The sequence below is a fragment of the Bacillus sp. UNCCL81 genome, assembly GCF_900112535.1.
GTDB lineage: Bacteria > Bacillota > Bacilli > Bacillales > Bacillaceae_G > Gottfriedia > Gottfriedia luciferensis_B.
In genome coordinates, this window is record NZ_FOMF01000010.1 from 16,781 (window position 1) to 31,721 (window position 14,941).

Here is a 14,941-nt window from a genome sequence, read left to right on the forward strand (position 1 = left end):
CATTGAATTAATCGATTAAATTTAACCCGATTGAGTATTTTTAGAATATTTTTAATAATTAAATATAAGAAGTGCTAATGAAGAGCGATGAAGGAATATAAAGACTACTAGTATTTTAGATTCAAAATTCCTCTACCATTACATACTTCAACTTTAGAAATATACTAAAAATGGGGGAAAAGTAAGATGAAAAGACCGGGTAAGAGTAAACTTGTAAAAAGTCTTTCTGTTGCAGCATTATCATCTAGTTTTATTTTAGGATCATTAGGTCATGTAACAAATGTAACTAAAGCTGAGAATGCTTCAACAGCAGAATCAATTTTAGCTAATTTAACTTCACAACAAAGACAAGCATTACAAAAGCTTACAGCAACTGATCAAACTGGCCTTTTTCTAGATTCAGATATTAATTTAAATAGCGAAAAGCCTGTTTCAGTTATCGTTTCATTTAAGCAAAAACCACAAAAAATCGCCGTATTAGAAGCAGCTTTAAAGGGACAAGCTTTATCTGATGCAAAAGCAGCAAGTAATGCGAATGCAGATCATACGACTTTTAAAGAAGATTTAAGTTCTTTATTTAAATCAAAATCGGATGGTTCTTATAAAATTAAACGTGAATATAAACATGCATTTAATGGTGTTGCCTTGGAAGTGCCTGCAAACAAACTAAACGAACTTATGAAATCAACAGCTGTACAAGCGATTTATAGCGATGTAACTGTAAAATCAGAACTTCCAGTTGAAGGAAAAGATTCGTCTACAACTTCATCAGGTAAGGGAATGGCTGATGAGCGATCTTACCTAAAAATTGATAAATTACATCAAGAAGGATACACAGGTAAAGGAGTAAAAGTTGCGGTAATAGATACAGGCGTTGATTATAATCATCCAGACATTAAAGATGCATATAAAGGTGGATATGATTTCGTAGATAATGACAATGATCCGATGGAAACAACTTATGCTGATTATGTAAAAGCTGGTAAACCATATGGGGATTCAGGGGCTGGAAATTATGTAACAGAACACGGAACACACGTATCTGGAACAATTGTTGGACAAGGTAAAAATGAAAGCGAAGATGCTACAACAGGTATTGCGCCAGACGCTGATTTATACGTATATCGTGTACTAGGACCAGGTGGAAGTGGAACGACAGATAATATCATCGCGGGTATTGATCAAGCAGTTGCAGATGGTATGGATGTTATGAATCTATCATTAGGTGCAAATTATAATGACCCTCTACTTGCCGAAAGTATTGCGATTAATAATGCAGTATTAAATGGTGTAACTGCAGTAGTTGCTGCTGGAAATGCAGGGAATAAGATGTATACGTTAGGTTCTCCAGGTACGGCAGCTTTAGCGTTAACAGTTGGAGCAAGTGATGTTCCAATTTCTACGATGTCTGCGAAAGGTAACATTGATGATGTATCGACTAATTTACGCTTAATGGCAAGTGGCTATGGAGACGATATTTCAAAATTTAAGGGACAAACTTTACCAGTTGTAGATGTGAATCTAGGAGAAGCATACTATGGAAAAGATGTAAAAGGCAAAATTGTCCTAATGTCCCGTGGAACTTATACAATGGATTCTAAAATTGCTGTAGCTAAATCGCAAGGTGCTGCTGCAGTTCTGATGTACAATGATAATCCAACAGAAGGATTTATCCCAACTTACTTTGGAGAAGGTGCTAACTTCATTCCATCTTTCTCATTATCAAATGCAGAAGGACTTGCATTAAAACAAAAGCTACAAACAGGATCTGTTAACTTTACGTTTACAGACATTGGAGAAGCAAAAACTCAAGGGGATACATTGGCAGATTTCAGTTCTAGGGGACCTGCAAGATTAACATACGATATTAAGCCAGAAATTACAGCTCCAGGCGTGAGTGTATTATCGACAGTGCCAGGCTTTGTTAATAACCCAGTTAATCCAAATGATTATAAAAACGCATATCAGCGCATGTCAGGAACATCGATGGCTACTCCATTTACTACTGGTGTGGCAGCCTTATTAAAACAAGCTAACCATAATTTACAACCAGAAGATATAAAAGCGATTTTAATGAATACAGCTGATTCATTAAGCAAACCATATAGCGTGTTTGAGCAAGGTGCAGGACGAATTGATCCATACAATGCAATTCATTCAACAATCGAAATCAAAGTCCAAGAAAAAACACCAATGATTGTTAATGGAAGAGAAAAACAAATCAGTGAGGAAACAGGAGCACTTAGCTTCGGTAATGTAGCATTCGATAACAATGATTACTCTGATTCACGCACTGTTACATTAATGAATAGAGGAGAAAAAACGAAAACATTTGATGTAAAAGTAAGTTTCCAATCGGGTCTTCGAGGCTCAAAGGATGCAGCAAATGGAGTAACTGTACAAGCACCTTCATCAGTTACCTTAAAAGGGATTAGTCAAAAGAAAACAAATATTACATTGAATATTCCAAAGACAGCGGAAAAGGGAATCTATGAAGGATATGTAACTTATACAAACAAAGACAATTCATCTGAATCATATCGAATTCCTTTTGGTGTACATTATGTAGAAAAAGGATTCAATTCGTTTAACCTTACTCGTCAGTCAATGTCAACTGATAGAAATACTTTAGCAAGTCCATTATTTTATCCATATTTAACGGCTAAATTTACATTGAAATCTCATATGAGAAGCATTGATGTTGTATTTACTGACGCGGTTACAGGCCAGGACTTAGGTATTACAAATTCATTCGATGGTGTTGCTTATGATGAAGGAGTAGAATACACAATTGCAGCTTCTGTTGGAGCGTATTATCCATTTACTGGTGACCCAAATAATCCAGTTAGTTCAAAACCTGTTCTACCAAAAGAAGGATTATACAAAGTAAAACTAATTGGGTATGATGATGCTGGTAAAGCATATACAATTTCACAAGATCTTTTAGTCGATAATACAATGCCAAATAAATTTGATGTAAAAGTTGATGGAGAAAAAGAAGGAAATCCATTTATCGAATATAAGGTAGACCAAAAGTCCGTCCCGTTTACTGCTTCGATTAATGATAAGTCAATTGAGTTAATGAAAGCAGCAGGTATGAAAGCAGATCAATCCCAAAACACAATAGGATATTTCTATAATAGTCCATGGTTAAGTGGAACTCTTAAATTAGATGAAAATGGAAATGCTCAAGATGAAATCGAAATGGATCCAACCCAATCAATGTTATCATTCCGATTCATCGGTGGAGACCAAGCAACGAATACCTATGGTGATAAGCAATATCTTTTTGTTAAAGAAGGAACTCCGTATGTTTACGGTCAACCAAGTGGCAAAACAAGATCAAACAGAGTAATTGCACATCCAGGTGATACAAATACGATCACACTTACTGCTAATAATGTGAACAAATTAAAACAAGCAGGCTTTAGCTTTACAACGAATACTGCTGATACAAATATCGTAAATATTGCATTAACTCCTGAGGCACAAAAGCTTGGTGGACAAATGAACGTTACAACGACTAATCCAACAAGTGCAACTGTTAAATCAGATATCAATATTACATTTGACGGTTCTAAAGAGGTATCTGGAGATCTTCCAATGGTTGATGTAACGATTAAAATTCCAAAACTAGCAGATCCGATTCCTAGCTCTAGCTTTAACTATGTAACTTCGACATTTACAAGTATAGATAATACAGTGACTCAGCCATTTACTTATATTGCACCAATTGCAATTCTACCAAATATCTCAAGTGTGATTAGTTATATTCACCCAGAAAGCTTCCAAAATGCTGATGGTACTATGAAGCTAATTGATTTCACAAAAATAGGAGCGAATGTAACGATTGTAGATAGTAAAGGAAAATCATATCATGCAATAATGGATAAAAGAGGACAATTTTATGTATCAGGATTACCTGTTACTAGTGATGAATTTACTGTAATTACTGATATTCCAGGTCACTTTACAACATCTGGTACGTTTGACAATGTATACAGTATAATGGATGGTTTCATGTATGGTGTTAGTAAGAGAATCGGAACAGAAAGCGTTGATGTTGCAACTGCAGGTGATGTCAATAAAGATAATGTCATTGATATAAACGATGCATTAGCAATTGAAACATACTGGGGAACAAACAAACGTTCAGCTGATATCAACTTTGACGGAACAGTTGATGCAAAAGATTTTGCTTATGTAGAAAAGAATTTCTTAAAACAAAACCCAGCTGTAGAAAATGCACCTAAACCAGTGAAGCGTTATAAAGGCAAAGAACTAGCAGATATTAAGAGTGAGTTAGGTATTCAATAAGCAAGTAAGTTTTTAGTAGAGTAAGAAATTTATAGAATAGTGAATAAAGGTTGTCTCATTAGTCAGCGTACTTTTGAGGCAGCCTTTTTATTGTTTAAGGTTCAAATATAAAAAAATTTCTAAATCTATTAAACTAAAAAGGTCATTAAAGCTATGAAAGTATAATAATGTGTCAAGTTTTTGTGGTGTTTTTAGTAGAAACTTGTCGAAAAAGAACCTAAAATTGTAAAAAGCATTGATTTTATTGACAGTTAATAACCCAATTGTAAATTATTAGAATATTCTAGATAATTAGTTTGCAAAGGAAAGATTTAATGAAGAGTGATATCGAATATAAAAACAAATCATTTTAGATTCATATTTCCTCTCACATTAAAAACTTTATTTTGATAACTAGAATATTTGGGGGAAGAGTATGTTAAAAAGAACGGGTAATAGTAAACTAGTAAAAGGCTTATCTGTAGCAGTTTTATCATCTAGTTTTGTATTAGGTTCATTAGGTCATGTATCTAATATAACGAAAGCTGAAAATGCTTCAACAGCAGAATCAATTTTAGCTAAATTAACTCCACAGCAAAGAGAAGCATTGCAGAAGCTTTCATCTACTGATCAATCAGGACTTTTTCTAGATTCAAGTGTGAACATAAATAGTCCGGAAACTGTTTCTGTTATTGTTTCATTTAAACAAAAGCCACAAAAAATTGCTGTATTAGAAGCAGCTTTAAAGGGTGAAGCTTTATCAGAGGAAAAAGCGAAAATTAATGCAAATGCTGATCATTCAATGTTTAAAGAAGATTTGAGCTCTTTATTTAAAACAAAAGCTGATGGCGACTATAAAATTAAACGAGAATATAAACATGCTTTTAACGGGGTAGCTTTGGAAGTCCCTGCTAATAAGCTACAAAAACTAATGAAATCAACAGCAGTACAAGCTATTTATAGTGACGCAACAGTTAAGTCAGAACTTCCAGTTGAAGGAAAGGAAGCAACATCGAATTCAACTGGTAAAGGAATGGCAGACGAGCGTACTTATCTTAAAATTGATAAATTACATCAAGAAGGTTATACAGGTAAAGGAGTAAAGGTAGCTGTTCTTGATACTGGTATTGATTACAACCACCCTGACATTAAAGAAGCATTTAAAGGTGGATACGATTTCGTTGATAATGATAATGATCCGATGGAAACAAGCTATGCTGATTGGGTAAAGGCTGGTAAGCCAGGAGGAACTTCAGGTGCAGCAAGTTATGTAACGGAACATGGAACGCATGTATCTGGAGCAATTGTGGGTCAAGGGAAAAATGAAAGTGAGTACGCGACAACTGGTATTGCTCCAGACGCTGACCTTTATGTATATCGTGTATTAGGACCGGGTGGAAGTGGTACAACTGAAAATATCATTGCAGGAATTGACCAAGCAGTTGCTGACGGAATGGATGTTATGAACCTTTCATTAGGTGCAAATTACAATGATCCACTACTTGCTGAGAGTATTGCGATTAATAATGCCGTACTAAGTGGCGTAACAGCAGTAGTTGCTGCTGGTAATACAGGGAATAAAATGTATACATTAGGATCCCCAGGAACTGCAGCTTTAGCGTTAACAGTCGGAGCTAGTGATGTACCAATTACAACAATGTCTGCTAAAGGTTCAATGGATAACGTATCTGCTAATTTACAATTAATGGCAAATGGTTATGGAGATGACATTACAAAACTAAAAGGACAAACTTTACCGGTAGTAGATGTAAATCTAGGAGAAGCATACACTGGTAAAGATGTTAAAGGCAAAATTGTTTTAATGAGCCGTGGTACTTATACATTGGATTCTAAAATTGCTGTAGCTAAATCACAAGGTGCAGTTGCGGTTTTAATGTACAATGATAATCCAACTGAAGGATTTATTCCAAGCTACTTAGGTGAAGGTGTAAATTTCATCCCATCATTTAGTTTATCAAATGCTGAGGGTCTTGCATTAAAACAAAAATTACAATCAGGCTCAGCTAATTTTACGATCTCAGATATGAGTGAAGTAAAAACGCAAGGAGATACTATAGCAGACTTTAGTTCAAGAGGACCTGCTAGATTAACATACGATATTAAGCCAGAAATCACTGCACCAGGTGTGAGTGTGCTATCAACTGTACCTGGATTTATTAATAATCCTGATAATCCGACAGATTACAAAAATGCGTATCAACGTATGTCAGGTACATCAATGGCTACTCCATTTACGACTGGTGTTGCAGCCTTATTAAAACAAGCTAACCATAGCTTACAACCAGAAGATATAAAAGCGATTTTAATGAATTCAGCAGATTCATTAAGCAAGCCATACAGTGTGTTTGAACAAGGTGCGGGACGAATTGATCCGTATAATGCAATCCATTCATCAATTGAAATTAAAGTACAAGAAAAAACGCCAATGATCGTTAATGGAAAAGAAAAACAAATTAATGAAGATACAGGAGCGCTAAGCTTTGGGAATGTAGCTTTTGATGGAAAAGATTATTCAGATTCGCGTTCTGTCACATTAATGAACAGAGGCGAAAAGACGAAAACATTTGATGTAAAAGTTAATTTCCAATCGAATCTACGCGGTTCAAAAGATGCAGTAGCAAACGGTGTAACAGTACAGTCCCCAGCATCAGTTACGTTAAAAGGAATTAGCCAAAAGAAAACAAATATTACATTAAATATTCCTAAAACAGCTGAAAAAGGAATTTATGAAGGATATGTAGTTTATACAAATAAAGATAATCCATCTGAAACATATCGAGTCCCATTTGGTGTACATTTTGTAGAAAAAGGATTCCAAGACTTAAGTATTACTCGTCAAGCTATGACGACTGATCGAAATAATTTAAATAGTCCATTATTTAATCCTTTTTTAAGCGCTAAATTCTCATTAAAGTCGCATATGAGATATATCGATGTAGTTTTAACTGATGCAGTAACTGGTCAGGATTTAGGTATTATGAATACATTCGACGGTGTTTCATTTGACGAAGGTGTACAATACACAATTTCAGCTGGACAAGGCGTCTACTATCCATTTACAAATGATGTAAATAATCCAATTAGTTCAAAAGCAGCTTTAGCAAAAGAAGGATTATACAAAGTAAAACTAATCGGCTATGATGATGCAGGAAATTCATATACGATCTCACAAGATTTATTAGTTGATACGACAATGCCAAATCAATTCGATATACACGTAGAAGGTGAAAAAGAAGGAAGTCCATTTATTGAGTATAAAGAAGATCAAAAGTCAATTCCGTATACTGCTAAAATCACTGATAAGTCAGTTGAGATCATGAATGCAGCGGGCATAAAAGCAGACCAATCTACGAATACAATTGGTTATTTCTATAATAGTCCTTTTATGGGTGGAAAACTTGAATTAGACGAAAATGGAAATGCTGCCAAAGATGAAATTGAAATGGTACCAAGTCTTGCAACGTCATCACTTCGATTCATTGGAGGAGACTTAGCATCAAATGCATTTGGTGATAAACAGTATTACTTCGTAAAAGAAGGAACGCAATATGTTTACGGCCAACCAAATGCTAAAACTAGATTAAATAAACTTATTACACATCCTGGCGAGACAAATACAATTACACTTACTGCTAATAATGTAAGCAAATTAAAACAAGCGCTATATAGTTTTACGACGAATATTGCTGATACAAATATCGTGGGTATTACATTAAATCCTGCAGCGGCGAAACTTGGTGGACAATTAAATGTGACAACGACAAATCCATCTAGTACAACTGTTAAATCTGACGTTAATGTAACGTTTGATGGTTCAAAAGAAGTATCAGGTGATCTACCAATGGTTGACGTGACGATTAAAATACCAGATATGAAGGATGTATATACTACTTCTAGCTTTAGAACAGTTACATCAACTTTTACAAGTGTTGATAATGTAATAACGAAACCATTTACTTATATTGCACCAATCTCTATTTTGCCAAGTTTCTCAAGCGTAATTAGTTATATTCACCCTGAAAGCTTCCAAAATGCGGATGGAACTCTGAAAAAAGCAGATTATACAAAAATCGGTGCAAATGTAACAATTGTAGATAGTAAAGGAAAATCTTACACAGGTACAATGGATAGCATTGGACAGTTCTATATTACTGGCTTACCGGTTACGAAGGACGAATTTACAGTAATCACAGATATTCCTGGTCACTTTAATACGTACGGTAAATTTGACAGAGTTTACAACACGATGGATGGTTTTATGTACGGAATTGGTAAGAGAATCGGTACAGAAACTGTAGACAAAGCAACTGCAGGAGATATTAATAAAGATAATGTAATCGATCTTAATGACGCGTTAGCAATTGAGACATACTGGGGTACTAACAAACGTTCAGCTGACATCAACTTTGATGGAACAGTTGATGCAAAGGACTTTGCATTTGTAGAAAAGAACTATTTAATGCAAAACCCAGCTGTAGATAATGCGCCAAAACCAGTGAAGAATTCAAAAGGTAAGACAATTGATACGATTAAAAGTGAATTAGGCATTCAATAAACGAGCAAGTTTTGAGTAAAGTAAGAAATTTATTTAACTGTTAATAAGGGTTGTCTCATTAGTCAAAGTACTTTTGAGGCAGCCTTTTTATTGTAATAAAAAAGGGATGTCTCATAGTTAAAATTCCAACTGATGAGACATCACCTTTATTTGTATTTGAATGCTAAAAAATTATTAAAAGGCGAAGCAAAAACAAAAACCATTATTAATCGATCGTTGTCCAATCTTGCGACCATTTCATTAATTCCTTAATTACTGGTTCTAAAGCCAGTCCTTTTTCTGTCAAAGAATATTCGATTCGAACTGGAGTTTCTGGGTAAACATCTCGTTTTACAATACCTGCTTGTTCTAAATCCTTTAGTCTTTCTGAAAGGACGCGCCCACTAATTGGCAAAGTTGATTCGATTGTACAAAATCGTTGTGATCCAGAAAGAAGTTGAAAAATTATAAGAATTGCCCAGCGTTTACTAATTAATTCTACGCTTTTTTCAAACCGAGGGCATAATAAAGAAAAATCCATTTAAAACCACCTCACCTATATCCATATTATAACTAAATTTGTATTAATAACAAGATTACGATACATAAATTTATTACTTGACGTAAGTTTATTACTAAATTAAACTTACTTACATAAAGTAACTAAATAATTTTTTTAGAAAAATAATAAATGTCTATAAATAGGTGGCAAAACAACATGAATATGAATACAGATGTATGTATTGTAGGTGCAGGACCAGGTGGTGCACTATTAGCATATTTACTTGCAAAAAATAATATTTCGACAGTCCTTGTGGAACGACATAGCGGAATTGATAAAGAATTTAGAGGGGAACATCTAAATTCTGATGGTGAACAAATATTAAAAAAACATCATCTTTATGAAAAAGTAAAAGAATACGGACTACTGCTAATGGATCGTGTGGAATATTGGAAACATAATAAAGTAATAAAAAGTATTTTTCCATCACAAGGTTCAAAACATGTTGGTATGCATGTTCCACAAAATCATTTATTAAATGTTATTTTAAACGAAGCAAATAAATATGAAAACTTTAAGCTTTTAATGGGCACACGTGTGTCTAAATTAATAGAAGATCAAGATGGTCGCTATATTGGTGTTAAAGCAATAAGGAATGGTACTGAAGTAACAATTAATAGTTCGATTATAATTGGTGCCGACGGTCGATTTTCAACAATCCGTAAATTAGCAAATATACAAACGGATATTATAAAACATGGATATGATTTACTTTGGGCTAAAGTACCAAGACCAGCAAGTTGGGATCCAACAGTTAGATTAACCTTGATTAATAAACAACAATTGGCTTTGTTTACTCAAGCAGGAGGGTTTATTCAAATTGGATGGAATATAGAAGAAGGTTCTTTTCCAATCTTAAGAAATAAATCTTTCAATCCCTTTGTAAACCAGCTAATCGAAGCATTTCCAGAACTGACTGAAACTGTTCAGGAAAATATAAAATCTTGGAACGATTTTGTATTATTAAATGTTCAAAGTAGCCGTAGCAAAACATGGGTAAAAGACGGCTTAATTATAATGGGAGATGCGGCACATACGATGAGTCCTACTGCTGCACTTGGTGTAAATATTGCAATGAAAGATGCAGATATTTTAGCAGAAATCATTCAAGATGCTATTCGAAACAAAGATACTAGTACAATAGTGTTAAAGAAATTTGAACATGCAAGACGAGAAGAAGTTGAAAGCTTACAAAAGCAACAACTAACACAGGAAAGTACTTTTAAACATCACTTTGATGTGATTAGATAAGAATGCCTTTTAAGTTTAAAAATGGACAAGTAAAAATTAAGAATTTTATTATATCAATATGAAATCGTGTAAGAAAACAGGAGGAAGCCTCATGATCAATGAAAAAGTAGTTTCTCTATTAAAAGAGAAAATTAATGTAATAAAAAATAATGATAAATCAATTTATTTAGTTGGACCAATTAAACTTCCAGTAAATTTAGATGGAGAAACAGTTATTTTTCAATGGTATTGTTGGCTACGCTGTGAGGATATTGAAGGAGATTTTTGTAGCGATGGATCATATAACACTGAAAAAATTATTAGTAAATTAGCTTCATCAAATTTAGCAGAAATGCAACAATCAAGCGTATTAGTTTATGGTGACTTTGAAAATTCAGAGGATGCACTAATTCGAATGCATAGTATTTGTCATACAGGTGATATTTTTGGAAGTAAACGTTGTGATTGTGGATTCCAATTAAAAGAAGCAATGAAAATGATTTCTTCAAATGAATCAGGTGCATTATTTTATTTAGCAAACCATGAAGGAAGAGGAATCGGTTTATTTAGTAAAGCAATGGCATATGTTCTTCAAGAGCAAGGATATGATACTGTTGAGGCAAATGAAGAGCTTGGTTTTGTAGATGATGCACGAAACTATGAAGATGCTATTCGAGTATTAAAAACACTTCGCTCAAAGCAGGTTACTTTAATTACAAACAACCCAAGAAAATTGGATGCCCTTCAAAAATCTGGAGCTAATTTATCTGGAAGAATTCAATTATGGGGAGACAAATCAAAGTATAACGAAAAGTATTTAGAGACTAAAATTGTTCGTTCTGGTCATTTTAAAGGAGGACGTACAAGTGAGTAATCATGAATTTTATATGAATTTAGCTATTCAAAATGCCATAGCTACGAAAGGTCAAACCGACCCCAATCCATTAGTAGGATCTGTAATCGTAAATGATAATCGGATTGTTGGAATTGGTGCTCACTTAAAAGCCGGTGAACCTCATGCTGAAATTAATGCGCTTAGAATGGCAGGCGATAAAGCTGAAGGTGGAACAATTTATGTAACGCTTGAGCCATGCTCTCATCATGGTCGAACTGGTCCATGTGCAGAGGCGATTGTACGTGCAGGCTTGAAAAAAGTTGTTGTTGCTACACTTGACCCAAATCCGCTAGTTGCAGGAAGAGGAGTAAAAATTCTTCAAGATGCGGGAATTGAAGTAACCATCGGAGTTTGCGAAGAGCAATCGATCAAAATGAATGAAGTATTTAACAAATATATTGTTAAAAACATTCCTTTTGTCGTAATGAAATCAGCGTCTACATTAGATGGGAAGATTGCTACCCATTCTTCTGATAGTAAATGGATCACTTCAGCGGAGGCTCGAAATGATGTTCATCAATTAAGAAATGAAATTGGCGCGATTTTAGTTGGCGTTAACACAGTTTTAAAAGATAATCCAGAATTAACTACTAGAATTCCAAACGGTCGTAATCCAGTACGAGTGATTCTCGATTCAACTTTAAAAATTCCTTTAGAATCAAAAGTAGTATCAGATCAGCAAGCTGAAACATGGATATTCACAAGTCAAAAACACTCTGAACAGAAAAGAATAGAGTTAGAAAATTTAGGTGTAAAAGTATTTGTTACGAGCGATCTAAATCGAGTTGATTTAAATGAAATGCTAAAAATTCTAGGTGAACATTCAATCTCTTCTTTATTAGTAGAAGGTGGTGGGGAAGTGAATGCTTCCTTTATGAATCAAAATTTAGTTGATAAAGTGATTGTCTATTTAGCTCCTAAATTAATAGGAGGAAAAAATGCACCTACATTTTTAGAAGGTACTGGGATTGATAAAATGGGACAAGCGATTGAACTTGAAGAAATCGAATTAACGAAAATTGGTCCTGATTATAAATTCATAGGCTATCCAAAATATACTACTTCATGAGGAAGGACTTTTAGAATGAAATTCGGTTTCGATATTGACGATACTTTAATTGATTTAAGACAACATGCTTTTCACATTTATAATAAAAAATTAAATAAAAACATCCCTATAGAAGCTTACAATGAATTAAAAACTGTTGAAATTCATGAACCTTTTGGCTTAACGGCAGAAGAAGGAAGCAAAATGTGGAAGAGTAATCTAGAAGAGACATACTTTACGACTTGTCCTCCATTTCCATATGCAGTTGAAACATTACAAGAATTAGAAAAGCAGGGACACGAAATTTATTATGTGACAGCAAGAAATAAAGAATATGGTGAACGAACAAAAGAATGGTTAATAAAAAACGGATTTCCAGTTCATCAAGATCGATTCTATTGTGGAATGAAAGATTTAGAAAAAATTCATATAATAAAAGAATTAGGTTTAGATTACTATTTTGATGATAAACCAGAAATATTGAACACACTCTCAGAATTAACTTTAAAGGCATACGTGAAAGATACTTCATATAATCGAGGATTGGACATCCCACGTATTACTTGCTGGTCAGAATTAAAAGAGATCATTGAGAGTAATTAATAAAAAAACACCTGTGAAAGGTGTTTTTTTGTGTGGTGAAAAATGAGTAGTAATTATCATCGTTTTGCAATTATACTTACTCATGAACCCGCCATGAGGAAGTAAAAATCAACATATTGGGATTATAGTTACTCATGAACCTGCTATGAGGAAGTAAAAATCAACATATTGGGATTATAGTTACTCATGAACCCGCTATAAGTAAGTAAAAGTCAATAATTTGCAAATATAGTTACTCATGAACCCACTAAGAGAAAGTTAGATTAAGTTTTACGTCGACAAGCTAAAAAAAAACACCCATGATAGGTGTTTTTCAAGTAAGATGTTTGCAAAACTTATTTAAATCTTTTAAATCCTAAAAAATGTTGGTTCCAATATGAATTGTTTATTTTAGAAATAGTTACTCCTGAACTACTGCTTGCATGGATAAACTCATTATTATTAATCACGATACCCATGTGGGACGGTCCATAAGTATAAGTGTTTTCGAAAAAGATTAAATCCCCAGGTTGAAAGTCATCTACGGATTTTAAATTTGAATTATTGTACCAATAACCTGCAACGTTTGTTCTAGGAAGTGACATTCCAGATTCTTTGAATACATAAGAGATAAACCCACTGCAGTCAAATCCAGTTGGAGTTTCTCCACCCCAAACATATGGTACACCTGAATACTTTTTTGATATGGTGATTAAAGTTTGTACATCAAATGATTGAATGTTATTTGAATCAACCTGATTTGAATTCACATTGTTTGAATCAGTCTTATTTGGATCTGTCTGATTTGAACCTGTTTCTTTTCCAACATAAGATGCACTAATATACCCAGTTGTCCCATTATATTTTACCTTATACCAACCATTAGCTAATGAGATTATATCTAGTCTTTGATTTTTATTCACACTACCTAAAATCTGATAAGAAGTTCCAGCCCCAGATCTTATGTGGACGCCATTACCAGTTGAAATGTAGTTTCCTGAACTGACTACTTGATTATTATTACTATTATTCGGCTCGGTTACTTTTCCAACATAAGATGCACTTATATATCCTGTTGTTCCATTAAATTTTACTTTATACCAACCATTAGACAATGAGATTACATCTAGTCTTTGATTTTTATTCACACTACCTAGAATCTGATAAGAAGTTCCAGCACCAGATCTTATGCGGACACCATTACCAGTAGAAATGTAGTTCCCCGAACTGACCACTTGATTAATATTAGTATTATTCGATTCGATTACTTTTCCAACATAAGTTGCACTAATATATCCTGTTGATCCATTAAATTTTATTTTATACCAACCATTAGATAATGAAATTACATCTAATTTTTGATTTTTATTCACACTACCTAAAATTTGATAAGAAGTCCCAGCTCCAGATCTTACACGGACACCATTGCCGATTGATTTATATGTACTTATATTATTATTTGAATAAAGTTTACTAGATTGCAGAGTTTTCTTGGAATCAATAGAGGCTGCAGCTGCAGTAGTGTTATATGGAATTTGAATTGTTAATGTTGATGCAAGTCCAACTAATGCCATTGAGTTTAATGCTCTTTTTTTATTTCTTTCTCCTTTCAAATTTAACTTTATTAAGGTACTTGCTGATTTCGATTTCATTACTAACCTTCCCTCTAACCAATAACTGAAATAACAAAGAAAAATCCCTTACCTCATTTGATAGTAAGGGCAAATCTTAGATTACATGAATTTGGTAATTAAAATATTTACAATGTGAGAT

8 protein-coding genes are annotated in these 14,941 nt (G+C 33.7%); 6 read left to right on the top strand and 2 right to left on the bottom strand.

Going from position 1 to position 14,941, the window contains the following annotated elements:
* Nucleotides 1–186 precede the first annotated feature (186 nt).
* Together BM319_RS19185 and BM319_RS19190 are read left to right on the top strand one after the other, a co-directional pair.
* Nucleotides 187–4,317, top strand: coding sequence for a S8 family serine peptidase (locus tag BM319_RS19185; protein ID WP_091024233.1), 4,131 nt, complete (start codon nt 187–189; stop codon nt 4,315–4,317).
* Nucleotides 4,318–4,732: 415 nt separating this feature from the next.
* On the top strand, nt 4,733–8,872 hold the full coding sequence (locus BM319_RS19190) for a S8 family serine peptidase (RefSeq protein WP_091024235.1): 4,140 nt from the start codon (nt 4,733–4,735) through the stop codon (nt 8,870–8,872).
* 205 nt (nt 8,873–9,077) lie between these two features.
* Here the strand turns inward: BM319_RS19190 and BM319_RS19195 are convergent, their stop codons facing one another.
* Nucleotides 9,078–9,392 carry a winged helix-turn-helix transcriptional regulator gene (locus BM319_RS19195; RefSeq protein ID WP_025671317.1) on the bottom strand — a complete coding sequence of 105 codons (315 nt, stop codon included), beginning with the start codon at nt 9,390–9,392 and terminating at the stop codon, nt 9,078–9,080.
* A gap of 177 nt (nt 9,393–9,569) precedes the next feature.
* Here BM319_RS19195 and BM319_RS19200 point away from each other — a divergent pair, with 177 nt between their 5' ends.
* From BM319_RS19200 to BM319_RS19215, 4 genes are all read left to right on the top strand, one after another.
* Nucleotides 9,570–10,664: an FAD-dependent monooxygenase gene (locus tag BM319_RS19200; RefSeq protein ID WP_069032921.1), complete on the top strand. Its 1,095-nt coding sequence runs from the start codon at nt 9,570–9,572 to the stop codon at nt 10,662–10,664.
* Nucleotides 10,665–10,755: 91 nt separating this feature from the next.
* On the top strand, nt 10,756–11,517 hold the full coding sequence (locus BM319_RS19205) for a GTP cyclohydrolase II (protein ID WP_069032922.1): 762 nt from the start codon (nt 10,756–10,758) through the stop codon (nt 11,515–11,517).
* Entirely contained in the window at nt 11,510–12,607 is a 1,098-nt protein-coding gene (ribD, locus tag BM319_RS19210; protein ID WP_091024237.1) for a bifunctional diaminohydroxyphosphoribosylaminopyrimidine deaminase/5-amino-6-(5-phosphoribosylamino)uracil reductase RibD, read from the top strand. The genes BM319_RS19205 and ribD overlap by 8 nt, the downstream gene beginning before the upstream one ends.
* A 15-nt stretch (nt 12,608–12,622) precedes the next feature.
* The gene (locus BM319_RS19215; protein WP_091024239.1) at nt 12,623–13,189 is read left to right on the top strand and encodes a 5' nucleotidase, NT5C type; all 567 of its coding nucleotides are present in this window, start codon (nt 12,623–12,625) and stop codon (nt 13,187–13,189) included.
* 335 nt (nt 13,190–13,524) lie between these two features.
* Here the strand turns inward: BM319_RS19215 and BM319_RS19220 are convergent, their stop codons facing one another.
* Complete coding sequence (locus tag BM319_RS19220) at nt 13,525–14,820, bottom strand: C40 family peptidase (RefSeq protein ID WP_091024241.1); 1,296 nt, start codon at nt 14,818–14,820, stop codon at nt 13,525–13,527.
* Nucleotides 14,821–14,941 lie beyond the last annotated feature (121 nt).

What these genes read in the sequence shown, in the direction of transcription:
- BM319_RS19215 (WP_091024239.1), top strand. Translation starts at nt 12,623, where the DNA reads ATGAAATTCGGTTTCGATATTGACGATACTTTAATTGATTTAAGACAA.
- BM319_RS19200 (WP_069032921.1), top strand. Translation starts at nt 9,570, where the DNA reads ATGAATATGAATACAGATGTATGTATTGTAGGTGCAGGACCAGGTGGT.
- BM319_RS19220 (WP_091024241.1), bottom strand. Translation starts at nt 14,820, where the DNA reads ATGAAATCGAAATCAGCAAGTACCTTAATAAAGTTAAATTTGAAAGGA.
- BM319_RS19195 (WP_025671317.1), bottom strand. Translation starts at nt 9,392, where the DNA reads ATGGATTTTTCTTTATTATGCCCTCGGTTTGAAAAAAGCGTAGAATTA.
- BM319_RS19205 (WP_069032922.1), top strand. Translation starts at nt 10,756, where the DNA reads ATGATCAATGAAAAAGTAGTTTCTCTATTAAAAGAGAAAATTAATGTA.
- BM319_RS19190 (WP_091024235.1), top strand. Translation starts at nt 4,733, where the DNA reads ATGTTAAAAAGAACGGGTAATAGTAAACTAGTAAAAGGCTTATCTGTA.
- BM319_RS19185 (WP_091024233.1), top strand. Translation starts at nt 187, where the DNA reads ATGAAAAGACCGGGTAAGAGTAAACTTGTAAAAAGTCTTTCTGTTGCA.